Below are 25,113 nucleotides of genomic sequence, written 5' to 3'. Positions count from 1 at the left end.
TTGGTTTTCTTGGGTATTTATACCCTGTTTTCCAAGTGGTAAAACATCTCTTCATGAAAGGGAAGCGAGTTCCGGGTTTGATGCACCCGTGAACTCGCTTTTTTCATCAATGAATTAGTTGTACAAGTGACAAGCAGCAAAGTGTCCGGGTTCGATTTCTTTCCATACGGGCACAGAGGCAGCGCACTCCGGCATGGCTTTCGGACAGCGCGTGCGGAAATGGCAGCCGCTTGGCGGATTCATCGGGCTCGGGACATCGCCTTGCAGCACGATGCGTTCGCGATTGCGCTCCACCTCCGGGTCTGGGATCGGAATCGCAGACAGTAGGGCTTGGGTGTAAGGATGAAGCGGCTTTTCATACAAAGCGTCGCTTTCCGCCAGCTCCACCATTTTGCCCAGGTACATGACCGCCACACGGTCGGAGATGTATTTGACCATCGACAGATCGTGGGCAATGAACATGTAGGTCAGTCCCATTCTTTCTTGCAGCTGCTCAAGCAGGTTGACGACCTGGGCCTGTACCGATACGTCAAGAGCGGATATCGGTTCGTCACAAACGATGAACTTCGGTTCTACTGCCAATGCGCGGGCAATCCCGATCCGCTGGCGCTGACCGCCCGAAAACTCGTGCGGGAACCGGTTCATGTGCTCAGGATTCAAGCTTACCAAGGACAGCAGCTCCTGAATGCGTTCCTTGCGTTTTTGCCCGGAAGCCAGACCATGAATGTCAAGCGCTTCGCCGATGATATCCCCAACCGTCATACGCGGGTTCAAGGAAGCGTACGGGTCCTGGAAGATCATCTGCATGTTGCGGCGCATGACCTTCATTTCCTGCGGATTTAAATTCATGATGCTTTTGCCTTCAAAGAGGACGTCCCCGCCAGTCGCGTCATACAGACGCAGAATCGTACGACCCGCAGTGGACTTTCCACAGCCGGACTCCCCTACTACCCCGAGCGTTTCTCCCCGTTTGATTTCAAACGAGATATCGTTCACAGCTTTCAGCGTACTATCGCCAATGGTAAAAAACTTTTTCAAGTTGCGTACTTCAATAAGTGTATCGCGATTATCCACGGTTTCCCCTCCTCCTACGATCCTGCACGGTGTTGCGCAAGCGGATGCTGCAACCAGCATGCTGCTCGTTGGGTCGTGCTGATTTGATTCAACTCAGGATCGATCTCCTGGCAGACACGCATGGCCGATTCGCAGCGGGCGGCGAATCCGCAGCCCACGGGCGGGCGCAGAAGATCCGGCGGTGTTCCGAAAATCGGAGTGAGCGGCTCATTCCGGTTCAAGTCCAGGCGCGGCACAGAGCGCAGCAGCCCTTTGGTGTACGGATGCTGCGGGTTGTAGAAAATGTCATCGACCGTTCCCGTTTCAATCACTTTGCCAGCGTACATCACGATGACGCGGTCGCACATCTCCGCAACAACCCCGAGGTCATGCGTAATGAGGATAATGGAAGTCCCCGTTTTCTTTTGCAAATCTTTCATCAAATCCAAAATCTGAGCCTGAATGGTTACATCCAAAGCTGTTGTCGGCTCATCTGCTATCAACAGCTTGGGCGAACAGGCGAGAGAGATCGCGATCATCGCCCGTTGGCGCATCCCGCCGGAAAACTCGTGTGGATATTGCTCCACACGTTTTTCCGGTTGCGGGATGCCTACCATGGTCAACAGCTCGATCGCACGGTCGCGAGCAGCTGCACGGCTCATGTTTTGATGCTTGATGAGTCCTTCGGTTATCTGGTTTCCAATCGTCATCGTCGGATTCAACGATGTCATCGGGTCCTGGAAAATCATCCCGATCTCTTTTCCCCGGATGGATTCCATTTCTTTTTTCGATTTCTTGACGATATTCTCTCCATTGAAGAGGATTTCGCCTTTTTTAATCTCACCTGGCGGCATCGGGATCAGCTTCATGAGGGATTGAGCGGTTACGGATTTACCGCAACCGGACTCCCCTACAATCGCTACTGCTTCCCCGCGATTGACGTGAAAATTGACGCCTCGTACCGCTTTAACTTCCCCTGCATACGTATGGAAGGAAACGTGCAGGTCTTTTACTTCGAGAATGCGCTCCATCACGATGATCCCTCCTATTTACGCAGGCGCGGGTCTACTGCATCGCGCAGCCCGTCACCAAACAAGTTAAATGCCAAGATGGTTAGGGAGATGAAAATAGCCGGGAACATCAATCGCCACGGATAATACTTCATGGCAGGCAAACCTTCCGAGGACATCGTCCCCCAAGAAGCAACAGGCGCCGCTACCCCCAAACCAATGAAGGAGAGGAAGGACTCTGCGAAAATCGCGGATGGTACCGTCAAGCTCAAGGTTACGATGATAGGACCCAACGCGTTCGGAATCAGGTGTTTAAAGATCAGGCGACCGCTGTCAGCGCCCAGGGAACGCGCTGCCAGCACGAATTCTTGCGATTTGAGCTGCAAAATCTGCCCGCGGACAATCCGCGCCATCCCGATCCACCCCGTGATGGTCAGGGCGATAATGATCGTACCGACCCCGGGGGATAGGACGACCATCAGCAAAATCACAACGAGCAGGTACGGAATCGCGAACAAAATATCTGCGATCCGCATCATAATCTCATCTACTTTGCCGCCATAGAAACCGGCAATTCCGCCCCAGATGACCCCAATAATCAAGTCGATGAAAGCGGCAGCCAGACCAACCTCCAAAGAGATGCGCGCGCCGTGCCAGATACGAACGAACATATCGCGTCCGAGGTCATCGGTTCCAAACCAATGCTCAGCGGATGGCTTTTGGTTTTTGCCAGCCAAATTCGTTGTGGAGTAGTCGTTGGTAGCCACCATCGGAATGACGATCGCGCATACCATCAGCACCACAATAAAGATCAAGGATGCCATCGCGACTTTATTCATTTTCAAGCGACGCCATACATCCGCCCAGAAAGAGAGGCTCGGACGCTTGATCGCTTCTGCTTGGCGAAGATCGACCGAAATCGGTTCAAAATGCTCTTTTGTCAATTGCTGCATGTTCACATTACTCCCTTCCTGCGTCTGCGAGTTTAATTCGTGGGTCTACCAAGGTGTAGGCGATGTCCACAATCAGGATCATCACTACGAGAATGATGGAGTAGAAGACCGTTGTCCCCATGATAACCGTGTAGTCGCGGTTGGTGATGGACAATACGAATTCACGACCCAGACCAGGAACCCCGAAAATACGCTCGATAACGAATGCCCCCGTCAGGATGTTGGCAATCAGTGGACCGAGGTACGTAATCACCGGCAAAAGAGCGTTGCGGATCGCGTGCTTCACCGTAATCGTAAAGGTGTGCAGCCCTTTTGCTCTTGCCGTTTTGATGTAGTCCTGTCCAAGAACTTCAATCATATTGGAACGCGTCAGACGGGCGATAAACGCCATCGGAGACGCGGCGAGTGCCAGCGAAGGCAAAATCGTGTACTCGAAGCCTTCCCATTTGGCGATAGGCAAAAGGCCCCATTGAATCGCGAAGAAATACTGTAAAAATGATGCCAGGATAAAACCAGGAACCGATAGCCCCAAAACGGCGATCACCATTGCGGAATAATCTTGCCACTTGTTGTGTTTCAATGCGGCAATGACGCCAAGAATAATGCCTCCGAAGACGGCAATAATCAATGCTTGCGCTCCCAGGTGAGCCGATACGGGGAACCCGCGATTGATCATTTCGTTTACGGTCGAGGATTTTTCGGTAAACGACGGGCCGAGATCCCACGTGATGATCCCTTTCAAATATTCAAAGTACTGCTCGTGCAACGGCAAATTGAGCTTGTATTTGGCCTCAAGTGCCGCTTTGATCTCATCCGGAACATTTTTCTCTGATGTAAATGGCCCACCCGGCACCGCTTTCATGATGAAGAAGGTGGCCGTTACAATCAGGAAGAGCGAGATGAGCATGAAGATGATGCGCTTACCAAGATAACGGATCAACGAACTTACCCCCTTGACAGATTTGATTGCTTTCACGTCCCATCTTTACACTGCGGACGTTACCGACACAGTGCAAAAATCGGCTGTGTAAATAACCCAAAATGATCTCTTGCTAGCGAAGCTTTTCTCTCTCTTTTTCTTTTTCTTTGCCGCCTGGTTTGTCGGCGGACATGTATCGGAAGGGACTGCATAGCAGAAGGTATATGGGCTTTCCATATACCCTCTGCCGCAATACCCGATTCCTTCGGTTCGATTACTCGACAGTTGCCCATTTCCAGTCGACGTCACCCAGACCGCCAATGACAACGCCTTTGACGTTTTCCTTCTGTACCCAGGAGTTGGTATAGAAGTAGATCGGGATGATCGGCATTTCGTCCATCAGGATTTGTTCAGCATCTGCGAGAATTTTCTTGCGTTTCTCCGGATCAGCTTCCAGAGCGGATTGGTTCAGGAGTTCTTTGAACTTCGGATTTTCCCAACGCGTATCGTTGTTTCCACCCAGCTTGTCCTTGTACAACTCCAGGAAGTTGATTGGATCGTTAAAGTCGCCCAACCAGCCCATGCGGCCTATCTGGAAGTTACCCGCATGCATATCTTCCAGGTATACCTTCCACTCTTTGTTTTCCAGCTTCACTTCTACGCCCAGATTTTTCTTCCATTGGTCCTGGATCGCTTCCGCAATCTTCTTGTGGGCTTCCGAGGTGTTGTACGACAAGGTAATCGGCGGCAGCTTGGTCAGGCCTTTTTCTTTCAAACCTTCTTCCAGCAGCTTTTTCGCTGTTTCCAGGTCGTTGTCCTTGAAGTAGCCGTTCGGGTTCAGAACCATGGATGGCGGTACGGCGCCTGTCGCCGGAATTTGTCCGGTTTGCAGGATATTGTCAATCAGGGCTTGGCGGTTAATCGAGTAAGCAAAAGCTTTCCGAATCTTCACATTATCAAACGGAGGTTTTTCTACGTTGAATTTATACCAGTACGTACCTGCGATCGGCTGGGTTGTAATTTTGCCCTGCTCTTTCAGCGCAGGAATCGCATCGGTCGGCAACGCGCTCATAGGCGCCCCTGCCCAATCCAACTCTCCATTTTCAAACATGGACAACTCGGTGTTCTCGTCCTCTACCATGGAGAACTCGATGCGATCGAGCTTCACGGCATCCTTGTCCCAATAGTTTTCGTTTTTCACGAGCACCAGCTTGCTTTTGTGCTCCCAGGTTTCCATTTTGAACGGGCCGTTGCCCACGTGGGTTTTCGCTTCGCCAGCCCACTTCTCGTTGGCTTCAATCACCTTTTTGTTCACAGGGAAATAGGTTGGGAAAGCAGTCAGCTCCAGGAAGAACGGAGTTGGATTCTCAAGCTTTACTTCCAAAGTCTTGTCATCCAGTGCCTTCACACCAACATCATCAAGCTTGGCTTCGTTTTTGTTCGCTTTTTCACCGTTTTTAATATAGTAGAGCTGGTAAGCGTAGTTTGCTCCGGTTTTTGGATCGAGTGCCCGCTTCCAGGCGTACTCGAAGTCGTGCGCTGTGACCGGATCGCCATTGCTCCACTTTGCGTCGCGAATGGTGAACTTGTAGGTCAGCATGTCTTCAGAGATTTCCACTTTCTCGGCAGCCGCCTCATGAGGCTTTCCGTCTGGTCCGATACGGGTGAGACCGTCAAAGGTAGCGCGGATAATCGCTGCGGAGGTCGTGTCTTCCGAGAGGCCCGGGTCAGCTGTAGGTGGCTCAGAGTGCAGGTTCAATTTCAGAACTTGTGGTTTTTTCTCTGCCTCTGGCGTTGCTGCAGGCTGCTCGGTGTTGTTCGATGGCTGTGCCGCTTGCTGGCCACCGCACCCGGCCAATGCCGTGCCCAATACCGCAATCGAGCTTACAAGTGCAAATACATTCTTTTTCAACGCAATTACCCCCCGTACATTTTCTTTTTTGTCTTTTTTCAGAAAATAAAGGACGAAAAAACGAACATGTCCCGAAGCTTCCTGACTTCGGCTAGAAGGCATCAACCCCTTTCACTGCAGGGTCACTTCGTCATCGTGAACGATAGAGAAGGAATCCTTGTACTGCTTCAGTTCCAACGAAACATCGGCGCCGACAATTCCTTCAATTTGAGAGAGTCGCTCGTTGACGAAAGTGATCAGCTCGTCATTACTATGGAAACACGCTTGGATAATCAAGTCGTGCTTACCGCTAAATGCCCCCACAAACCGGACCGCAGAAAATTTGCTCAATTCTTCTGCCACATTTTTCTGAGAACCGAGTTTGGTCGTCAACCCGATGATGGCTTGTACCTTCAGCCCAAGCTTTGCCGGGTCGGGGTGGATCGCGAATTGAAAGACTCCGTCTTGCAGCAGACGGGTAATGCGAGATCGAATGGTTCCCTCGCTCACGCCAAGTTGATGCGCGATTTCTGTATACGGGATTCGTCCGTCTTCCTGAAGGATTTGCAGAATCTGCTTGTCAACATGGTCCAGCTTTTTCATAACATACGATTTTCCGGGAACCTCCATCCTTTTTTTACGAAATTCGCAAAAATCTTTCATAATCTGTTTGTTATATTAAAAGTAATCTGAAATGATAACGGTGTCAACGAATTTTGACAAGTAGAATTATAAAACATTATAAAGTGGAGCCGAACAGTAAAAAAATTTTTTGCAATCGGGCAAGCCCTTTCCTCTCTCTTATTGAAAAGGGAAACGCCCATTTAATCAATGTTTTTTTTCGAGAAACTGCATTTTTGCAAAAAGGAAGAGTGTGCCCATTCTGGCTAACACACTCTTCCTTTTCGTTGATCTTTCAAGAAACGGGCGCTTTACGCCTCGATGATTTTATAAATCAGCGGCTGTTCGGACGGGATTTTTGTCGAAATGGAGAAAGCATCTCCCAGTTCCTCCAACGCGCTTTGCAAAAGCTTCTCGTCGTTCGCATGGACCGTAACCAGTGTCTCGCCAGCGCGGACCTGATCTCCCCGCTTTTTGTGCAGCACGAAGCCCACCGCCAGATCAATCGGCATTTCCTTGGTCAAACGGCCAGCTCCCAGCACGACAGAGGCATGTCCTACCGCTTCGGCGTCAATCGCTTCTACATAGCCATCCTGCGTCGCCACGACCTCATGGATGATGTTGGCCTGCGGCAACCGGGACAGATCGTACACGTCCGCTTTGTTGCCCCCTTGCGCTTCCACCATCTCGGCCAGCTTGTCCACGGCTTTGCCGCTCGCCATCAATTCCTCCAGCTTGCCGCGGCCCTCCTCGACCGTGGAAACGAGTCCGCCCAAAACAAGCATGCGCGAGCCGATCGAGAGCACAAGCTCGGTCAAGTCTTTCGGACCTCTTCCCGCCAGCGTCTCTACGGCTTCCTTCACTTCCAGCGCGTTGCCCACGGCAAAGCCAAGCGGCTGGTTCATATCGCTGATGACCGCCACCGTTTTGCGCCCGACCTGGCTGCCGATCGCCACCATCGCTTTCGCCAAGGTTTCCGCTTCTTCCAGGTTTTTCATGAACGCCCCTTTGCCCACTTTTACGTCGAGCAGGATCGCGTCCGCCCCGGCCGCAATCTTTTTGGACATGATGGAGCTTGCGATCAGCGGCACCGCTTCCACGGTGGCTGTCACGTCGCGCAGCGCGTACAGTTTTTTGTCTGCCGGAGTCAGGTTGCCGGACTGACCGATGACGGACACGCCAATGTCGCGCACCTGCTGCAAAAACTGCTCGCGTGTGCGCTCTACCTGAAAGCCACGGAACGACTCCAGCTTGTCGATAGTGCCTCCCGAGTAACCGAGGCCGCGCCCCGACATTTTCGCTACCGGAATGCCTGCTGCTGCTACCAGCGGAGCGACGACGAGGGTCGTCTTGTCGCCTACTCCGCCCGTGCTGTGTTTGTCTACCTTGATCCCTTTCAGCGAGGACAGGTCGAGCTGTTCGCCCGATCCGGCCATGGCCAGTGTCAAATCCGCCGTCTCGCGCGCCGTCATCCCCCGGAACAAGACCGCCATGGCCCACGCGGACATCTGGTAATCAGGAATGGTTCCGTCTGTGTATCCATCTACGAGGAACTGGATTTCCTCTGTTGTCAGCTCGCCGCCGTCTCGTTTTTTGGCGATAATATCAACCATTCGCATGCAAAATCTCCTCCACCTTGTTCTTTACAGTTTGGCTACAATCCCGTTGACCAGGGCCAGGAACTGCGTTTTGACTTTCTCGGTCGTTTCCATTACTTCCTCATGCGAAAGCGGCTGTTCGAGAATGCCCGCGGCCATGTTGCTGATGCAAGAGATGCCCAGCACCTTCACTTGCATGTGGCGCGCCACAATCACTTCCGGAACCGTCGACATTCCTACGGCATCCCCGCCGAGCAGACGAAGCATGCGGATTTCGGCCGGGGTCTCGTAGCTCGGACCAAGCAATCCCACGTACACCCCTTCGCGAAGCTGGATGCCTTGCTCGGCCGCTACCTGATGCGCCAATTGACGCAGCTCTTTGGAATACGCTTCGGACATGTCCGGGAAACGCGCGCCCAGCTCGTCGTTGTTTGGCCCGATCAGCGGGTTGCGGAAGGTCATGTTGATATGGTCGGAAATCAGCATCAGATCGCCCGGATTGTAGCTTTCGTTAATGCCGCCTGCCGCATTGGTCACGATGATCGTCTCCACACCCAACAGCTTCATCACGCGAATCGGGAAAACGACTGCATCCAGCCCGTGCCCTTCGTAAAAATGGAAGCGGCCTTGCATCGCCACCACCTGTTTGCCTTGCAGCTTGCCGATGACGAGCTGTCCTTTGTGTCCGACTACCGTAGACACGGTGAAGCCCGGAATCTCATGGTACGGAATGACGACCGGATTTTCGATCTCCTCTGCCAAAACGCCCAGGCCGGAACCCAGTACCAGGCCGATGCTAGGCTTTTCTGTCAGCTTTGGTTCAATATACGCTACTGCTTCTTGCCAATTTGCCATGTTTGCACACTCCTCTTCAGACACGTTTCTTCTATAGTAATGAGTAATGAATGAGGGAAAGGGCAGGCCCTTTAGATGTGGTTCAGGAAGCTTTTTCCAATCGAAGGGGCGGCCACGCCAAAATTGTCCGCAATCGTTGCGCCCAAATCGGCGAATGTCTCGCGAATCCCCAGGTTTTCGCCGCTGCCGATTCCTTTATGATAGACCAGAAGCGGAACGTATTCCCGCGTATGGTCGGTTCCATGGTGTACCGGGTCGTTGCCATGGTCAGCGGTAATCAAGAGCAGGTCGTTTTCTTGCAGCGCCGCCAAGATCTCCGGAATGCGGGCATCGAATTCCATAAGCGCCTGACCGTACCCTTCCGGATCGCGGCGATGCCCGAACTTCGCATCAAAATCGACGAGGTTCACAAAGGACAGCCCCGTAAACGACTGCTTCATCGTACCGAGCAGTTGAGCCACGCCATCCATGTTATCTTTGGTCCGGATCGACTGGGTAATTCCTTCCTCGGCATAAATATCGCTGATTTTGCCAATCGCAATGGAAGACAGGCCAGCATCCTGCAACCGGTTCATCACCGTCGGGCCAAACGGTTTGACGGAGTAATCATGGCGGTTGGAGGTGCGTGTGAAGTTGCCCGGCTCTCCGATAAACGGTCTGGCGATCACGCGCGTCACGGCAAACTCATCCCGCAGGGTAAGCTCGCGCGCTACCTGGCAGATGCGGTACAACTCCTCCAATGGCACGATTTCCTCATGCGCCGCCACCTGGAAAACGCTATCAGCAGACGTATAGACAATGACAGCGCCCGTTTTCATGTGCTCTTCGCCCAGTTCGTCGAGAATATCCGTACCGGAAGCCACTTTGTTTCCCAGCACCTTTCGGCCGATGCGCTGTTCAAACTCCGCGATCAACTCGGCTGGAAAACCGTCGGGATACGTTCTGAACGGCGTTGCGACATGCAAGCCCATGATTTCCCAGTGGCCCGTTGTGGTATCTTTGCCCATGGATATTTCCTGCATTTTTCCATAGTGGGCGGCTGGAGCTTCCGCAGCAGGCACGCCTTGTAACGGCGCAATATTTCCAAGCCCGAGCTTTTGCAGGTTCGGCAAAGCAAAGCCTGCGACACGCTCCGCGATATGCCCGAGCGTGTTGGCTCCTTCGTCGCGGAATTTGGGAGCATCCGGCTGTGCGCCGATTCCCACGCTATCCATAACGATCAGAAATACACGTGAAAAACGCAATGGTAACGCCTCCAATTCAAAAAATGGATAGTGTTTCCACACAGGTCGTCAGACGTCTGACCTGATGGAGATAAGCTTACTCCGCCTCAGACTCGGGCGGAGTCATTGTGTTTCTTTTTTGCAGCGTAGTCGGGGGTCTCTTCATCGTATCCCAAATCGCACCGACTCTACGCTCTCGGGTGCGTTTTGGCATAAATGTCCTTGATCCTCGTCCGGGTGACATGCGTGTAGATTTGTGTCGTAGAAATATCCGCATGCCCGAGCATTTCCTGTACCGAGCGCAAATCCGCCCCGTTTTCCAGAAGGTGGGTAGCAAAGGAATGGCGCAAGGTATGAGGCGTAATCTCTGTCCGAATGTTGGCTTTCGCGGCGTAGCGCTTGATGATTTTCCAAAAGCCCTGACGCGTGATCTGCTTGCCCAAATGATTGAGAAACAGAGCCGATTCGCCAGTCCCCTTCACCAGTTTGGGACGTCCTGCCTGCAAGTAGTGCCGGACCATCTGAACGGCAACGGAACCAAGAGGAATAATCCGTTCCTTGGAGCCTTTTCCCATGCATTTGACAAAGCCCATATCCAGATTGACGTCCGCTTTGTCCAGATTGACCAGCTCAGAGACGCGGATGCCTGTCGCATACAATAGCTCCAGCATCGCTTTATCCCGCAGCCCGGCCGGATGATCGACAGGGGGACTGTCCAGGAGCCGCTCCACTTCGTCCACCGTGAGCACTTTGGGCAAGCGCTTTTCGATTTTGGGCGTCTCCAGGTGGATGGATGGATCTTTGTCCATGATTCTGTCCCGAACGAGAAACTGGTAAAACGCGCGAATGGATGCCATATTGCGTGAAAGCGTCGCGGTTGCCCGTCCCTTTTCCCGCAGGGAGAGCAAGTAGCCGATGATGTGCGTCCGCGATGATTCCTCGATCCGGGTCACGCCCTGCTCGTGCAAATACGAGGTATAGGCGACCATGTCCCGCTGGTACGATTCCAGGGTGTTGCGCGACAACCCTTTTTCCACAGCCAGGAAATGGATAAATAGATCAATCAGACTGTCCATGAAGCTGTCCCCTTCAGGTGATAAGTATCCAGTATTGCTTTCCACATCGAGTAAGAATCTCCTGCTGCCTGCACACAAAAAAGTGCAATTACTCTCCTGTCAAATAAAACAGCTGCAGCCGGGCGAGATAGCCGTCCAGGTCCTGTGTTTGCGGGGATGTGATGATTTTCACGACCTTTACGGCATTCCCGCGCGGCTCGTGGTACGGGTCGGCAGGCAGCAATTTTTCCGCCAGCAACGTGATGATCCCGTAACAAAGCAATGAGCACGTCACGAACAACAGCAAAAAGCGAAGCGCCTCCATCATCCGGCGATACGGGAATCCCATCCATCCACCTCCCTGCTCCCTTCATATGTATGCACTTGTCTCTTCGCCCATGCGGCTCTACAGCGGCAGCTCCTGCAACACATCGTCCAGCGGCACGTACGGCAACGACAACGAACGGGCCACGGCCTCGTAGACGATATGGCCGTTCAGCACATTGACCCCGCGCGCCAAAGCCCGGTGCTGGGAAATCGCCGCCCGATACCCTTTGTTGGCGAGCAAAAGCCCGTACGGCAGCGTCACATTGGATAGCGCAATCGTCGAGGTGCGCGGTACCGCCCCCGGCATGTTGGCTACCGAATAGTGGACGACGCCATGCCGGACATACGTCGGATCGCTGTGAGTGGAAATCCGGTCTACCGTCTCGATCGAGCCGCCCTGATCAATGGCCACGTCGACAATGACCGAGCCGGGCGACATCGTCTTGACCATCTCCTCCGTAACCAGCCGCGGCGCGCGGGCGCCGGGAATGAGCACGGCACCAATCAGCAGATCGGCGTTCCGCACCGCTTCAGCGATGTTGTAGGAGTTGGACATCAGCGTCTGTAGCCTGCCGCCAAACATCTCATCCAACTCGCGAAGCCGACTGGCGTTAATGTCGAGCAGGGTGACATTCGCCCCCAGCCCGATCGCCATTCTCGCGGCATTCGTCCCGACGATGCCGCCCCCTACAATGACGACGCGCCCAGGCAACACGCCGGGAACTCCCCCGAGCAAGATGCCTTTTCCGCCGTGAGGCTTCTCCAGAAACTGCGCCCCGATCTGGACAGACATCCTCCCTGCCACCTCGCTCATCGGCATGAGCAGCGGGAGCGCTCCGTTGTCGGTCTGAATCGTCTCGTAAGCGATTGCCACCACTTTTTTTGCCCGCAGCTGCTCGGTCAACTCCCGTTCCGGCGCCAGGTGAAGATACGTAAACAAGATCAAATTTTCCCGGAAGTACGGGTACTCGGCAGGCAACGGCTCCTTCACCTTGCAGATCATGTCGGCGTTGTTCCACACAGCCTCGGCCGACGGCTGGATTTCCGCTCCCGCTCTTGCATAGTCCTCATCCGTAAAACCGGACCCGACCCCCGCTTGCGTCTCGATCAGTACGCGATGCCCTGCCTGCACGTAGGCGCTGACGCCAGCCGGCGTGAGTCCGACGCGGTTTTCGTTGTTTTTGATTTCTTTCGGAACCCCAATAATCAAAAGCCATCTCGCCTCCTGTCTCTATGTACAGCTTTAGGATGCCACAGGAAAACGCCAGCCATTACAAAAGCGCCGAAAGAGAAAAGAAAAAAACTTCTCCGTTCCCAGAGAAGTTGGCTTATTTGAAGTCCTCCACGTTCACTTTGTCGATGCAGCGACCGCAGATGCCGTAAAAGGTAAGGCGGTGGTCGGTAATGGCAAAGTTGTAAACATTCTTGACCTTTTCTTCTGCGCTGACAAGCAAATCTTCAAAGATCTCGTCCACAGTGCCGCAGTTGAGGCAAATGAGATGGTGGTGATGATAGGCAGCATTGTCATCGCGAAGGTCGTATCTGGCTACCCCATCGCCAAAGTTCATTTTATGAAGGATTTTCAAGTCGCTCAAAAGTTCAAGAGTCCTGTATACAGTCGCAAGCCCGATTTCCGGAGCTTTCTCCTTCACCAGCAAGTAAACATCTTCCGCACTCAAGTGATCTTCTTCATTTTCCAGCAAAACGCGAACAGTGGCTTCACGCTGTGGTGTCAGCTTGTAGTTTTGTGAATGCAACTGCTGCTTGATCTTCTCTAATTTTTCTTCCAACATTAATGCCCCTCCCCGCTCGCATGAAACCTGTTCCTATTATAGTAGAGGGGCCTCGAATAAGTCAAATGCAGAAGTTCTTACCTGATAATTATTCTTAATTGTGTTACGGAAGGACGAGCTGCATCAGCCGCGGCGACACAAACGTCTCGAACAACGCGGCCAGCGTCAGCACGCCCAGCATGGAAATGACCAGCACGGTATAGCCCATAAAATGCGGCGCCATGACATCGCGCTTGCTCAAAAGCCGGGTCTGAATCAGGCGGAGAGAAAAAGAAATCCCGCTCACCCCGATGATAAACAGAGCCGGAACGACCAGCAAATTTTGCGGGAGCACGCCCAGCATGGCGAACGTCACGCCCTGCCACTGCAACTGGCTGACCAAAAAGCCGACGGTAAAGCCGACCACGACTCCTTTGAGAAACAGCATCAGCAAAATCATCGGCAGGCCGATAATGGACAAGCCGAGTACCCACATGATGGCGACCGTCTTTGCATAGTGTCCGAACGACTGTTGAAAATGGGCGCTCGTCTCCGGGATGCCGCTCGTGCTCAGGCTGTTAAAAAAATATTGCAGAAATCCGTACAGCTCCTGCTTTTGCGAAAGCGGCAACGAGTTGACGAGCACGGCACCGAAAATAATCCCCATGGTAAACAGGACAATCGTAAACCAATAGAGCGACTGATGTTCCCTCATATAGGACTGGATAGTTTGTCCGACTCGTGAACGCACGGTTCGTCCCCTCCCGCTTCCCTGATTACTGTACAGCTTATGCGGGCTGATGAGGGGCTATGACAGTTAGGACAAGACTACCTTTCCGTAGGTTCCCGCTCCGCCTTTTTGCACGTTCAGGGTACCGTCTCTGCCGGCCACGATGAGCCTGGCAATGGTTTCGCCCACAACCTTCGCAAGCTCATCCTCCGTGGCTCGATGCACGACATTCATTTGCGTGCCAAAAGCGCGATACAGCTTGGCGAGCAGCTTCGGTCCGACTCCCGGGATGAATTCCAAAGGAAACTGCTGGATATACGGCGGACGAAAAGCAGGATGTTCTCCGCCTTTCCGGTCGGCCAGCTCATCAATGCGCGCAGCCACTCCCCGCACGATCCGCGCGTGTCCGCACGCCGGACATCTCCCCTCCGCATCTGCCGGCAACAGCGACTGGCAGCCTTGGCAGGCGGTCTGGTGGTATTTGCCGAGCTGCGGATGCAGTCCATAATTCACCGTTACCCCTCGGCCCTCTTCCCGGCGAAGCGCCTTTTTCCACTCGGCAAAAGAACGCTCTTCCATCGCAATGCCTTGATACTCCCGGCCGATTTTGCCCAGCGAGTGCGCATCGGAGTTGGTCAGAAAGGTTTTGTCGTGCAGCTCCGACAGTCGATCCGCCATGTCCGTGTTCGCGCTCAGCCCAAGCTCTACCGCGTAGATGCGCGTCGGGTCCAGCACATCCGCCAGCCGATCTGTGCAACTGCCGTACAGCCCTTTATGCGGGGTGAAAATGTGCGCCGGAATCAGGATGCCGCCCAGCTGTCCCACCACATCCTGAAGCTCGCCGAGCCGCGCCGCCACGCGCTGGGAACTGAGCTGGACATTTTTGCAGCGCGCAGCAAGCCAGCGCGTCCATTGCTGCATGTCAGCCAGCTTGGGCAGGTAGACAAGGAAGTGGGCCTCGCCCCGTCCCGGCTCCTTGATCTCCAGTTCGCAGCCAAGAATCAGCATCGTCTCCTTGTACAAAATCCCGCCATCGGCATGCTCCGTCGCCGCTCCCGCCTCCAGCAGAAAGAGCAATTCTTCCTGTACCTCCGGCGAATGCGCGTCGATAATCCCGATCATATCCAGCCCCTTTTTTTCCGAGGCTTCCTCCAAAATTTTCGTCAAGGTCATCTGGCGCGACGCGGTAATTTTCACCGGCTTTCCCGTCCATGTTCCCCCGATATGAATGTGCATGTCGCAAAAATAAGTCTGCATTACCGCTTCAACTGCTCCCGAAGCAGCATGTTCTCCCAGGCAAACAGCGCCACGACGGTTTTCGCATCGCGAATCTCCCCGCTCTGGTGCAAGGCGTACGCTTCCTCCCATGTCAGCTCCAGCGCATCCACGAATTCGTCCTCGTCCGGCTTGCTCTCGCCTTTTTTCAATCCGGTCGCGACAAACACATGCAAAATCTCGTCGGCAAAGCCTGGCGAGGTGTAAAACGAGCTGAGCGGCTCGTAATGGCTCGCTACATAGCCTGTCTCTTCTTCCAGCTCGCGCATGGCGCAGGTCAATGGGTCTTCTCCCGGCTCCAGCTTGCCTGCGGGAATCTCGACAATCGTCTGCTCCAACGGCTTGCGGAATTGACGCACCGCCACCAGTTTGTTCTCATCCGTCAGCGCGAGGACAGCAACCGCTCCCGGATGAGTGACGATCTCCCGCTTGGCTGTGTGTCCGTTTGGCAACAGCACCTCGTCGACCTTGAGACTGATAATCCGTCCCTCGTAGATGGGTTGGCTGGCAATCGTTTGTTCGTACAAATGGTCTTGCTTGCTCACATTCATCATCCTTTTTTTCAGCTTGGTCGTTCTAAATCGTTTCTCCGCTCCATAAGTTGGGAGCATGAAGCTTGTCCACACTCATTGTATCGGAGGAGATTACGAATGAAAACCTATGTCAGCGAAAAGCAATTGCGGATGGTCGGAAAAGCATGGGAAATCAAGGCCGCTCTCCGTTCGTGGTCAAATAAAGAGCTAACGCTTCAAGCGTATTTGGCGAAGCGGGCAAACGCTTCTCGCCGTTGATCGTTTCTATCGGATACGAAAGGCTTTTCCCCAGGAAGTCGGCAGCCAAAACCGCTGTCTGAAACGGAACCGGGTCCTCCCGCCAGCTTCGGCCCATCGTGGAAAAGGACAAGCCGTAGCATTTTTCCAGCGCATCGAGGCGCGCGACAGACGGTGCTGGTCCAAAAACAAGCGTGTGCCCTGCCCGGCTTTCTGTCAGGCTCAGAAGCTGTTCCTCCATGATCGCATCGCGCTCGTCGCCAAGTCGCGGCAACGTCACCAGCACGGGGCAGAAAGCAAATCTGCCGAGAATCGCGGTCGTATGATGGCTAATGCCGTAATGACGGCTGCGCCGGTCGGCAAAGCTGATGCGCGGAATAAAAAAGGGCGTGCCTCCCAGCGCCGTCACGGCGTGAATCACCTCTGCCAGTTGAACCCCGGAAAAGCCGTAGGAAGTGCCCGTACCAGCCACACCTGGGCCCAGCATGCAAATAATCACATCTGCTCGCTCGACATGGCGCGCCGCCAGCAAACCGCTATGAATCGTCACCGCCTCGCGGTCGCCGCCCCACGCATGTCCGGTCGTAATCGTCGCGGCCAAGCGGCCCGTTCGGGACAGTTCCTGGACGTGGCGACTGAGGGCAATCGGCAGTGAAGCCGCGTCGGGCATCACATAAACCAGCCGAAGCTGCGGATTCTGTTCTTGTAACGCAAGCACAGCAGGCGGCAACAAACTGTGCAGTTCCCCGATAAGCACGGGCGCACCGTCCAGCGACAGGTTCGGCTGGCAAAACAAGTCGTGAAAAGGGCTGGCCTGCTCTTCTACGGCATCCACAGCCAACTGCCAGGGCGCATAGCGCATTTTCATAATATGGCCCCATTGGCTCGGCATGACGTCGCGCCCGGCTTCTTCCCCTGTCTTGCCGACGACCAGATGAAACCCGCCCGTCCCCAGTTGCAAGCGCAGCGCCGTCGTATTGAGCAGGAGCGTATCGCCGATGCGATAGTCCTCCTGGGCAAACGAAATCGCCTTCTGCGGACCAGCGTCCTCCCCGGCGCCAGCAGCCAGCTCGACCTCCAGCACTTGCATGCCCGCGTGCTTTTCCCCTATTCGAATGACCGTGCCCGTCACCAGATGCAGCATGCTTCTCCCCCTCGTCCCGCTCCTTCCTACAGTCTATGACAGACAAGGGCTGTCCCAATCATTCATCGTTAAAAAAGCAAAAAGCGGAACCCCCTCGGGATTCCGCCAGCCTGTTCCTACTGTTCCTGCACTTCTGCGATGATCGCGAGCACCAGCTCGGCCGCTTTGTTCAGCTCCGCGATTGGCATGCGCTCGTTTTTCGTATGAATTTCCTCGTAGCCGATGGCGAAGTTCACGCTCGGGATGTTGTAGCCGTTGAACACGTTGCCGTCGCTGCCGCCGCCGCTTGCGACAAGCTCCGGATTGCGGTCGATGCGCTTGACTGCGCCGATCGCTTTTTGCACGACGGGCGTTTCTTCATTGAACTTGTAGCCATGGTACATGAAAATGACTTCGTTCTCGCAAGTAGCGCCCATCTCCGCTGCCGCTTCCTCGAACGCTGTCGTCATTTTCTTCACTTGCGCCTCCAGCTTGTCCATGACGAGACTGCGGGCCTCGGACCAGATTTCCACGTAATCGGTGACGATATTGTACGCCTTGCCGCCTTCAAAACGACCGATGTTGGCTGTTGTATCCGCGTCGATGCGTCCCAGCGGCATGCGGGAAATTGCCTTGCTAGCGACGGTGATCGCACTGATGCCATCCTCTGGATTGACGCCAGCGTGAGCAGCTTTTCCGTGGATTTTGGTGACGATCCGGTACTGACCCGCACCTGCCACCGTGATTTTGCCGACAGGACCTTCGGAGTCGAAAATGAAGCCCATCTCGGCCTTCAACAGGCTGGAGTCGAGAGCGCGAGAACCGACCAGGCCGGATTCTTCCCCGACGGTCAGAACAACCTGGATCGTTGGATGGGGCAAGTTTTGTTCCTTCAGCGTGCGAATGCCTTCCAAAATGGCCGCAATTCCCGCTTTGTCATCCGCGCCGAGAATGGTGGTGCCGTCGGAATAGACGTAGCCATCGCGGATTTGCGGCTTGACGCCGTTTCCTGGCACAACCGTATCCATGTGGCTGCTGAACAGAATGACCGGACCTTTTCCAGTGCCTTCCAGGGTCGCAATCAGGTTATTGGCGCCATGGCCCGTCTTGGCCGCTGCGTCGTCCTCTTCGACCGTAAAGCCCAGCTCGATCAGCTTTTGTTTCAGCACCTGGTTGATGGCTGCCTCGTTTTTCGTTTCGCTGTCGATCTGCACGAGCTCCAGGAACTCGTTTAGCAAACGTTCTTCGTTGATCGCACTCACACTCGTTACCTCCCGAATACTTGCCCGATTTTGGTATCGATCTACCTACATGTTCCAGTATACCGCAAAAAAATTTTTTCTACTACGCAATCGCTCGTGATTCTTTTACGCCTTTGGATACTGGCACAGTTCGTACAAGACGCCGCCTGCCGCCTTCGGATGCAAAAATCCGATCAAGGCCCCGTGCGCTCCGGTTTTCGGCACCTCGTGAATGAGCGCCACTCCCTGCTCCTTCAACTTCTGCAACCGACTTGCCACGTCATCTACATCGAAGGCAATGTGGTGCACTCCTTCTCCCCGCTTTTCGATGAACCGGGCAATCGGGCTATCTTCGGAAAGCGGTTCCAACAGTTCGATCCGGCTTTCCCCAATCGCCAAAAACGCTACGTGTACTTGTTCGCTTTCGACTTTTTCCGTTCCTACCAATTCCAGGCCCAACTGGTCGGTGTAAAAAGGGAGCGACTGCTCCAGGCTTTTTACCGCGATTCCGATATGAGCAATCTTGTTCGGTGCGCTCACAGCCATCATCCTTTTCCCAAATGGTTGTCTCTTCGGCTACATTTCGGTACAATCCTGTTGAGGTCATTTCCATCGACCAACGCTGAATTCTCAACGTCCTTCCTTTTTATTCTAGCATAGCTGGAATGGAAATTGCCTGATCGTTTCCTCTCATTTGGTATGTTCCGATCCGAAAGGAGGTTGTTGTGCCATGAAGTTTCAATCGCTGTTTGCGAAAATTCTGATCGGCTTGCTGGTTCTCTCCCTCATTGTGCCTACGTTTTTTTACTATCTGTAAGCTCCTTCGGGCTCGAAAAACCAACCCCCTGCCGCAGCCATCAAGCTGTGCAGGGGGTTTTTCGATTCCTGCTGTTTACTTGTAAACGAATACGCTGGATGTTTTCGCATCCCAGCCCACTTTGTAGCCGAGGTTGTCGGTCACGCTGCGAACCGGAATCATCGGCATGCCATTTTTCAGGACGACAGGAGCAGGCAAGGTGATTTCCTGGCTGCCCACTCTTGCTTTGTTGGAGCCAACCGTGAATTTCATGACCTTTGTTCCGCTGATAATCGCCACCGTGGAATTGTTCCATTGAGTGGTCAAGGCGAGCGCTTCCTTGAAGAATTGCGCTGGCACCATGGTCGTACTGCCGTTCGCGATATACGGCGCTACTTGCAGCGGGTAGGTTTTTCCGTGCAAGGTGAAGTTCGCTGTATTGACCTTGAACAAGGCTGCATTCGTCGGCACAGTCACCGCTGGCTGCTGCTGTGGTGCCGGCTGTGGTGCCGGTTGAGCCGGAGCCGGCATTCCCACGCCGACTGCGCGCGCAAACAGCAGTCCTTTTTCTTCAGACGTAAAGACGCTGATGCTGTAGGTGTTTTTCACGGCAGGGTTTAGGATGTTGGCAGCAGCACTGATGCTGATGTTGGCCGCAGTCGCTGCCGGAATGTCCTGCGACGGGTAAATCAGCACGTTTTGACCGCGCACCGCTACGTAGTTGGCGGCTACGCCGTTCACGGTTACGTGTGTCGGAGCGATATAAGCCGGGATCTTGTAGCCAGCCGGGAACACAAGCTCCACGAAGTCGCGCTGCTTCACAAGGCCTACTCCCACCCCTTTGATCGCTACGTTGACACCTGTCGGCTTGCCAAGCGCTGTCGAGGTCAGGGCGATCGTAGCGGTGCTGTTATTCACCGCAGGGTTCGGTGCTGGCGCCGGAGCAGGTGTTGGCGTCGGGTTCGGTGTCGGATTGACGACAGAGCCACCGATGGTGAACGCCTTGGACTCCAGAGTCCGGCCGCCAGCTGTCGCCTTCAACGTGTAGCTGCCTGGCGTTTTCGGGTTCGTGATCCAGGCCGCGAAGGAAACGACCACTTTTACTTCGCTGCTGGCAGAGAAGTTGGACGGAGCCGTCATATAGACCTTGTTGCCGGAAGCGCTGACTCGTTTCGGTGTTTTTCCGTTCAGGGTAAAGTCGGATGCAGACAGAATCCCCGGAACCATATCGGCAGACGGGAACTCCAGAACAAGCTCTTCATCCGCTTTCAGCTGTTTGCTGCCAAAGTCGGCGTCAAACGTGTAGCTGGAGCGCGCTCCCGCAGACGGATCGGACAGGTTGACCGTAAAGCTGTTGGTCGCCGTGCTGGTGCTGGAACCGGATTTGGTGATTTCGAACTGTTCCGATTCGTATGTAACCCCATCGTATTCGACCTTGTAGGTGTATTTGCCTCCCGTGCTCGGGTTTTCGATGCCAGCAGACTTGCTGAATTCGAGGGTGATGTAATCATCTCCGGAAACAGAGCTTGGAACCTTGATCTCAACTTCGTCATCGTTTACATTGACTGTTTTCACCGAGTAACCGTTCAACTTAACATCGGCCGCATCGATTGTGGACGGCAGCATGTCCTCATCCGGGAAAATGACGGTGATGTACTCGTTGGTTTCCAGCTCGTCGCTGCCTTTCAGCGTGATTTTGCCCAGCTTGACGCTTGCAGCCTCTCCCGCTGCCATGCTGCTGAGCGATACTGCGTAGTCGTTGCTGGAGCTGCTGCTGGAGCTGCTTTTGATCGTGACTTCGCTGGATTCTTCCTCTTCACTGCTGGTGGAAACATATACGTCATAGGTTCCCTTGTCTTCCGGATTGGTGATTCCGTCTTCAATGGTGAACGAAATTTTGTCGCCGTCCTCCAAGTCTTCGTTCACGGTAAGGATGACTTTTTTGCCGCTTACTTTGACGCTTTTGATGCTGAAATCCGCATCTATATCGCTTGTACTGATATTTTTGCTCACGGTATATTCGGAGTCAAACTCAACCGTAATCGTGTCCCCTTTGAATAGGTCGTCTTCCAGCGTGAAGCTGATATCGTATGAACTCTCCTTGTCTGCACCGTTATCGTCCGGGGATACGGTCACTTTTTTCAAAGCGTGAGCCTCTTGCGGTACAGCGACAAAAGGCGTAGCGGCCAGCGCTGATGCGAGTACGAGTGGCAGTGCTTTTTTACTCTTCTCCATGTTTTTCCTCCCACATTTGCCTGTAATCTGGAAATCATTCTCTAGCAGGTCGCTACCAGTCTACCATAAATGATATCTGGAGGGAATCTCTTCTATCGTAGAGGAGAGACTCCTTCGCTACTATTGCTTAGACGCAAGCATCGGCATAAAAGTTACATCAAAAATCGGCCATGCGCTCATTTTTTGCCCAGGTCCGCCCAAAGAAAAACCAGGTCTGGTCGACCTGGTTGGGATGGTTCGCTTTTTTGGGGACCGATCAGTACAGCTTTGTATCCGGACCGATGCTCTCCAGCTTTTGCTTCACACTTTGCAGGAAGCGTCCGCAAATGAGTCCATCGAGCACGCGGTGATCCAGAGACATGCACAAGTTCACCATGGAACGGACGGCGATCATGTCGTTGATGACGACCGGGCGCTTCACGATGGATTCCACGCTGAGAATCGCCGCTTGCGGCGAGTTGATAATCGGCTGCGACAAAACGGAACCGAACGAGCCTGTGTTGTTGACGGTAAACGTCCCGCCCGTCATGTCGTCCATCGTCAGCTTGCCAGCACGCGTGCGCGCGGCCAGGTCGTCCACCGCCTTGGCAATGCCGAGAATCGATTTCTGGTCGGCGTCCTTTATGACCGGAACATAGAGCGCGTCCTCTGTCGCAACCGCGATCGAGATGTTGATATTTTTTTTCACGATGATTTTGTCGTTCGCCCACGTCGAGTTAATCATCGGGTATTCTTTCAACGCTTCCACAACCGCCTTGATAAAGAACGGCAGGAAGGTGAGATTGAGTCCTTCTTTTTTGGCGAATTCGGCTTTCACCTGGTTGCGGAAGTTGACGAGGTTGGTCACATCCACCTCGATCATTGTCCAGGCATGCGGTGCTTCGTGCTTGCTTTGCACCATCCGGTTAGCGATCGTACGGCGGATTGGCGTTACCGGCACGACCTGATCGCCTGTGGCAACCGGAATGTCGATGGAAGCGGCCGGCGTTGCAGCAGGCGCGGTTTGAGCTGGCGCTGCCGTCGGCGTCGGAGCTGCTGCCGCTGGTGCAGGAGTCGTTGCCACAGGCGGCTGTGCGACTGCCTCTGCCACTGGCTCAGCCGGCTTTTGTCCGCCCGCGTCAATGATCGCTTGCACGTCTTTGCGCGTAATCCGGCCACCTGCGCCCGTTCCTACGACGCGCGACAAATCAATACCGTGCTGCTGCGAGAGCATCACGACAGCAGGCGAATAGCGCTGCTTCGTCCCCTCGGTCCCAGCCGCTTGCCGGGCTGCTGGAGCGGATTGCAGATCAGCCGCTGCTGCCGGGGCGCTCGGTGCGGCGCTCGCCTGGATAGCCGCCGGAGCCGACGCCTCTGTCGCTGTCGGTGCTGCCTCCGCTGCCGCGCTGGCCGACTCGCCTGCTTCACCGCTTTCTTCTATATAGAGGATCAACGTGCCGACCGCTACCGTTTCTCCTTCGGGAACGACGATCTCCGTGATCCGGCCGGATACGGTGGATGGAACCTCCGCATTCACCTTGTCTGTCGTCACTTCCGCCAAGGGGTCGTATTTTTTGACGGTGTCGCCAACCTTGACCAACCATTTGCTGATGGTCCCCTCGGTTACACTCTCGCCGAGCTGGGGCATAAGTACTTTCGTTGCCATGATCTTGGGTCCTCCTCGCCTTTAAAAGTGGGCCAACTCGCGCATTGCTTCCAATACTTTTTCCGGGTTGAGCATGAAAAATTTCTCCATCGGCGGGCTGTACGGCATCGCAGGTACGTCTGGTCCGCACAGGCGCTTGATCGGCGCATCCAGGTCGAACAGGCAATGCTCGGCCACAATCGCCGCTACCTCACCGCCGACGCCGCCTTCCTTGTTGTCCTCATGCACGATCAGCACTTTCCCGGTCTTGGAAGCCGCTTCGACAATCGCTTCCTTGTCCAGCGGGTACAAGGTGCGCAAATCGAGAACGTGCGCGCTGATGCCCTCCTGCGCGAGCTTCTCCGCCGCTTGCAGGCAGAAGTGCAGGGCAAGGCCGTAGGAAATGACGGTGATGTCTGTCCCTTCCCGCTTGACATCCGCTTTTCCGATCGGCAGCACGTAGTCGTGCTCCGGCACTTCGCCCTTGATGAGACGATAGCAGCGCTTGTGCTCGAAAAAGAGGACCGGGTCCTCATCGCGGATCGCAGCCTTGAGCAGACCTTTTGCGTCGTATGGGGTGGAAGGCGCCACGACCTTCAAGCCGGGAACATTCGTAAACATCGCCTCCACCGACTGGGAGTGGTAGAGAGCGCCGTGCACGCCGCCGCCGAACGGAGCGCGAATCGTGATCGGGCAATTCCAGTCGTTGTTGGAGCGATAGCGCATTTTCGCCGCTTCGCTGACAATCTGGTTGACGGCCGGCATGATGAAATCGGCAAACTGAATTTCGGCAATCGGACGCATACCGTAAGCCGCCGCCCCGATCCCTACTCCGACAATCGCCGATTCAGCGAGCGGCGTATCGATCACGCGCGCCTCGCCGAACTCTTCGATCAATCCATTCGTCGCACGGAACACGCCACCGCGCACCCCTACGTCTTCACCAAGGACAAATACATTCGGATCGCGACGCATTTCTTCGCGCATCGCCATCGTAATCGCATCAATAAACGAAATGACTGCCATGAGAAGATCCCCCCTTAGTTCCCGTATACGTGTGTCAATGTCGATTCAGGTGTCGGATACGGAGCGTTTTCCGCATACTCGGTCGCTTCGTCTACCTCCAGTTGTACACGGGCCAGCATATCCGCTTCTGTATGTTCATCCAGCAAGCCGATTTCCCGCAAATAAGCGGCAAACACGATCAGCGGATCTTTTTTCTTCGCCTCTTCCACCTCTTCCCGCGTGCGGTACACGCGGTCGTCATCGTCGCTGGAGTGCGGAACCAGTCGGTACATCACCGCTTCGATCAAGGTCGGCCCTTCGCCGCGGCGAGCGCGGTCCACCGCTTCCTTCATGACGCGGTACACTTCAATCGGATCGTTGCCGTCCACGCTGACGCCCGGGAAGCCGTAGCCGATCGCCCGGTCAGCCACGCTCTCGCAAGCGAGCTGCTTTTTCAGCGGGACAGAGATCGCGTATTTGTTATTTTCGCAGAAAAAGATCACCGGCAGCTTGTGTACGCCCGCGAAGTTGGCCCCCTCGTGGAAATCCCCCTGGTTGCTGGAGCCTTCCCCGAAGGAGGTGTAGACGACAAAGTCCTTGTTCTGCATTTTGCCCGCCAGCGCCATGCCGACTGCGTGCGGTACCTGTGTCGTTACCGGGCTGGAGCCTGTCAGGATGTTGAACTTTTTGCCGCCGAAGTGCCCCGGCATTTGGCGACCGCCGCTGTTCGGATCTTCTGCCTTGGCAAAAGCGGAAAGCATGCAGTCACGCGCTGTCTGGCCGAATACGAGCACCAGCCCCAGATCGCGGTAATACGGGCACAAAAAATCTTTGTCGGTCTCCAGGGCGAAAGCCGCGCCCACTTGAGCCGCCTCCTGCCCCTGGCAAGAAATGACGAACGGTACCTTGCCCGCTCGATTCAACAGCCACTGGCGCTCGTCAATTTTTCGCGCGAGCAGCATGTAATAGTACATATCCAAGACTTGCGCATCAGTCAAACCAACTTGTTCATGCCGTTTGGTTGTCATCGTGGATAC

24 protein-coding genes are annotated in these 25,113 nt (G+C 54.5%); 1 reads left to right on the top strand and 23 read right to left on the bottom strand.

Translation table 11 applies throughout. The features are described 5' to 3' along the window. Positions 1-114 precede the first annotated feature (114 nt). From ACTHO6_RS02680 to ACTHO6_RS02605, 16 genes are all read right to left on the bottom strand, one after another. Positions 115-1,074, bottom strand: a complete 960-nt coding sequence (locus ACTHO6_RS02680) for an ABC transporter ATP-binding protein (protein ID WP_440239046.1) — start codon at positions 1,072-1,074, stop codon at positions 115-117. 14 nt (positions 1,075-1,088) lie between these two features. Continuing rightward, entirely contained in the window at positions 1,089-2,084 is a 996-nt protein-coding gene (locus ACTHO6_RS02675) for an ABC transporter ATP-binding protein (RefSeq protein WP_440239414.1), read from the bottom strand. A gap of 14 nt (positions 2,085-2,098) precedes the next feature. Beyond that, the gene (locus ACTHO6_RS02670) at positions 2,099-3,016 is read right to left on the bottom strand and encodes an ABC transporter permease (RefSeq protein ID WP_440239044.1); all 918 of its coding nucleotides are present in this window, start codon (positions 3,014-3,016) and stop codon (positions 2,099-2,101) included. A gap of 7 nt (positions 3,017-3,023) precedes the next feature. Next, complete coding sequence (locus ACTHO6_RS02665; protein WP_440239042.1) at positions 3,024-3,956, bottom strand: ABC transporter permease; 933 nt, start codon at positions 3,954-3,956, stop codon at positions 3,024-3,026. Positions 3,957-4,209: 253 nt separating this feature from the next. Next, entirely contained in the window at positions 4,210-5,847 is a 1,638-nt protein-coding gene (locus ACTHO6_RS02660; RefSeq protein WP_440239039.1) for a peptide ABC transporter substrate-binding protein, read from the bottom strand. 111 nt (positions 5,848-5,958) lie between these two features. Then, a complete protein-coding gene (locus ACTHO6_RS02655) occupies positions 5,959-6,429 on the bottom strand; it encodes an Lrp/AsnC family transcriptional regulator (protein WP_440239037.1) in 471 nt (156 codons plus the stop codon). 329 nt (positions 6,430-6,758) lie between these two features. Continuing rightward, a complete protein-coding gene (locus tag ACTHO6_RS02650; RefSeq protein WP_440239035.1) occupies positions 6,759-8,066 on the bottom strand; it encodes a pyrimidine-nucleoside phosphorylase in 1,308 nt (435 codons plus the stop codon). Between the two features lie 24 nt (positions 8,067-8,090). Next, positions 8,091-8,900 carry a purine-nucleoside phosphorylase gene (locus ACTHO6_RS02645; protein WP_440239033.1) on the bottom strand — a complete coding sequence of 270 codons (810 nt, stop codon included), beginning with the start codon at positions 8,898-8,900 and terminating at the stop codon, positions 8,091-8,093. Positions 8,901-8,971: 71 nt separating this feature from the next. Further along, positions 8,972-10,144 carry a phosphopentomutase gene (gene deoB, locus ACTHO6_RS02640; RefSeq protein ID WP_440239031.1) on the bottom strand — a complete coding sequence of 391 codons (1,173 nt, stop codon included), beginning with the start codon at positions 10,142-10,144 and terminating at the stop codon, positions 8,972-8,974. Between the two features lie 167 nt (positions 10,145-10,311). After that, the gene (gene xerD, locus ACTHO6_RS02635; RefSeq protein ID WP_440239029.1) at positions 10,312-11,199 is read right to left on the bottom strand and encodes a site-specific tyrosine recombinase XerD; all 888 of its coding nucleotides are present in this window, start codon (positions 11,197-11,199) and stop codon (positions 10,312-10,314) included. A gap of 88 nt (positions 11,200-11,287) precedes the next feature. Beyond that, positions 11,288-11,527 (bottom strand): YqzK family protein, encoded by a 240-nt coding sequence (locus ACTHO6_RS02630; protein WP_440239027.1) that lies wholly within the window; start codon positions 11,525-11,527, stop codon positions 11,288-11,290. Between the two features lie 57 nt (positions 11,528-11,584). Continuing rightward, positions 11,585-12,715, bottom strand: a complete 1,131-nt coding sequence (gene ald / locus ACTHO6_RS02625; protein ID WP_440239025.1) for an alanine dehydrogenase — start codon at positions 12,713-12,715, stop codon at positions 11,585-11,587. A gap of 118 nt (positions 12,716-12,833) precedes the next feature. Next, complete coding sequence (gene fur / locus ACTHO6_RS02620) at positions 12,834-13,298, bottom strand: ferric iron uptake transcriptional regulator (protein WP_440239023.1); 465 nt, start codon at positions 13,296-13,298, stop codon at positions 12,834-12,836. 103 nt (positions 13,299-13,401) lie between these two features. Continuing rightward, positions 13,402-14,028, bottom strand: a complete 627-nt coding sequence (gene spoIIM, locus ACTHO6_RS02615) for a stage II sporulation protein M (RefSeq protein WP_440239021.1) — start codon at positions 14,026-14,028, stop codon at positions 13,402-13,404. A 66-nt stretch (positions 14,029-14,094) separates the two neighbouring features. Then, positions 14,095-15,264, bottom strand: a complete 1,170-nt coding sequence (locus tag ACTHO6_RS02610; RefSeq protein ID WP_440239019.1) for an endonuclease Q family protein — start codon at positions 15,262-15,264, stop codon at positions 14,095-14,097. Next, positions 15,264-15,827: an NUDIX domain-containing protein gene (locus ACTHO6_RS02605; RefSeq protein ID WP_440239017.1), complete on the bottom strand. Its 564-nt coding sequence runs from the start codon at positions 15,825-15,827 to the stop codon at positions 15,264-15,266. Before ACTHO6_RS02605 ends, ACTHO6_RS02610 begins: the two co-directional genes overlap by 1 nt. Between ACTHO6_RS02605 and mciZ the strand changes: the two genes are divergently transcribed. Next, positions 15,810-16,073: a Z-ring formation inhibitor MciZ gene (gene mciZ / locus ACTHO6_RS02600; protein ID WP_440239412.1), complete on the top strand. Its 264-nt coding sequence runs from the start codon at positions 15,810-15,812 to the stop codon at positions 16,071-16,073. The genes ACTHO6_RS02605 and mciZ overlap by 18 nt on opposite strands. Here mciZ and ACTHO6_RS02595 read toward each other — a convergent pair. The 7 genes from ACTHO6_RS02595 to ACTHO6_RS02565 all read right to left on the bottom strand — a co-directional run bounded on the left by ACTHO6_RS02595 (position 15,988) and on the right by ACTHO6_RS02565 (position 25,104). Then, complete coding sequence (locus tag ACTHO6_RS02595; protein ID WP_440239015.1) at positions 15,988-17,196, bottom strand: DUF3866 family protein; 1,209 nt, start codon at positions 17,194-17,196, stop codon at positions 15,988-15,990. The two genes, mciZ and ACTHO6_RS02595, sit on opposite strands and share 86 nt — an antisense overlap. 116 nt (positions 17,197-17,312) lie before the next feature. Then, a complete protein-coding gene (locus tag ACTHO6_RS02590; protein WP_440239012.1) occupies positions 17,313-18,437 on the bottom strand; it encodes a M20/M25/M40 family metallo-hydrolase in 1,125 nt (374 codons plus the stop codon). Between the two features lie 105 nt (positions 18,438-18,542). Continuing rightward, positions 18,543-18,956, bottom strand: a complete 414-nt coding sequence (gene mce / locus ACTHO6_RS02585) for a methylmalonyl-CoA epimerase (protein ID WP_440239010.1) — start codon at positions 18,954-18,956, stop codon at positions 18,543-18,545. 352 nt (positions 18,957-19,308) lie between these two features. Then, the gene (locus tag ACTHO6_RS02580) at positions 19,309-21,447 is read right to left on the bottom strand and encodes a copper amine oxidase N-terminal domain-containing protein (protein ID WP_440239008.1); all 2,139 of its coding nucleotides are present in this window, start codon (positions 21,445-21,447) and stop codon (positions 19,309-19,311) included. A gap of 256 nt (positions 21,448-21,703) precedes the next feature. Further along, complete coding sequence (locus ACTHO6_RS02575; RefSeq protein ID WP_440239006.1) at positions 21,704-23,092, bottom strand: dihydrolipoamide acetyltransferase family protein; 1,389 nt, start codon at positions 23,090-23,092, stop codon at positions 21,704-21,706. A gap of 21 nt (positions 23,093-23,113) precedes the next feature. Beyond that, entirely contained in the window at positions 23,114-24,097 is a 984-nt protein-coding gene (locus ACTHO6_RS02570) for an alpha-ketoacid dehydrogenase subunit beta (RefSeq protein ID WP_440239004.1), read from the bottom strand. 14 nt (positions 24,098-24,111) lie between these two features. Beyond that, positions 24,112-25,104 (bottom strand): thiamine pyrophosphate-dependent dehydrogenase E1 component subunit alpha, encoded by a 993-nt coding sequence (locus ACTHO6_RS02565; protein WP_440239002.1) that lies wholly within the window; start codon positions 25,102-25,104, stop codon positions 24,112-24,114. Positions 25,105-25,113 lie beyond the last annotated feature (9 nt).

The sequence above is a fragment of the Brevibacillus sp. SAFN-007a genome, assembly GCF_051967035.1.
Taxonomy (GTDB): domain Bacteria; phylum Bacillota; class Bacilli; order Brevibacillales; family Brevibacillaceae; genus Brevibacillus.
Note: the sequence above shows the minus strand (reverse complement) of the source record. Positions and strands in the feature narration are given on the sequence as shown.

What these genes read in the sequence shown, in the direction of transcription:
- fur (WP_440239023.1), bottom strand. Translation starts at nt 13,298, where the DNA reads ATGTTGGAAGAAAAATTAGAGAAGATCAAGCAGCAGTTGCATTCACAA.
- ACTHO6_RS02575 (WP_440239006.1), bottom strand. Translation starts at nt 23,092, where the DNA reads ATGGCAACGAAAGTACTTATGCCCCAGCTCGGCGAGAGTGTAACCGAG.
- ACTHO6_RS02570 (WP_440239004.1), bottom strand. Translation starts at nt 24,097, where the DNA reads ATGGCAGTCATTTCGTTTATTGATGCGATTACGATGGCGATGCGCGAA.
- xerD (WP_440239029.1), bottom strand. Translation starts at nt 11,199, where the DNA reads ATGGACAGTCTGATTGATCTATTTATCCATTTCCTGGCTGTGGAAAAA.
- ACTHO6_RS02670 (WP_440239044.1), bottom strand. Translation starts at nt 3,016, where the DNA reads ATGCAGCAATTGACAAAAGAGCATTTTGAACCGATTTCGGTCGATCTT.
- ACTHO6_RS02565 (WP_440239002.1), bottom strand. Translation starts at nt 25,104, where the DNA reads ATGACAACCAAACGGCATGAACAAGTTGGTTTGACTGATGCGCAAGTC.
- mciZ (WP_440239412.1), top strand. Translation starts at nt 15,810, where the DNA reads ATGGTCTTGCTTGCTCACATTCATCATCCTTTTTTTCAGCTTGGTCGT.
- ACTHO6_RS02655 (WP_440239037.1), bottom strand. Translation starts at nt 6,429, where the DNA reads ATGAAAAAGCTGGACCATGTTGACAAGCAGATTCTGCAAATCCTTCAG.
- ACTHO6_RS02645 (WP_440239033.1), bottom strand. Translation starts at nt 8,900, where the DNA reads ATGGCAAATTGGCAAGAAGCAGTAGCGTATATTGAACCAAAGCTGACA.
- ACTHO6_RS02595 (WP_440239015.1), bottom strand. Translation starts at nt 17,196, where the DNA reads ATGCTGCATCTGGTGACGGGCACGGTCATTCGAATAGGGGAAAAGCAC.
- ACTHO6_RS02630 (WP_440239027.1), bottom strand. Translation starts at nt 11,527, where the DNA reads ATGGGATTCCCGTATCGCCGGATGATGGAGGCGCTTCGCTTTTTGCTG.
- ACTHO6_RS02580 (WP_440239008.1), bottom strand. Translation starts at nt 21,447, where the DNA reads ATGGAGAAGAGTAAAAAAGCACTGCCACTCGTACTCGCATCAGCGCTG.
- ACTHO6_RS02610 (WP_440239019.1), bottom strand. Translation starts at nt 15,264, where the DNA reads ATGCAGACTTATTTTTGCGACATGCACATTCATATCGGGGGAACATGG.
- ACTHO6_RS02650 (WP_440239035.1), bottom strand. Translation starts at nt 8,066, where the DNA reads ATGCGAATGGTTGATATTATCGCCAAAAAACGAGACGGCGGCGAGCTG.
- ACTHO6_RS02675 (WP_440239414.1), bottom strand. Translation starts at nt 2,084, where the DNA reads ATGGAGCGCATTCTCGAAGTAAAAGACCTGCACGTTTCCTTCCATACG.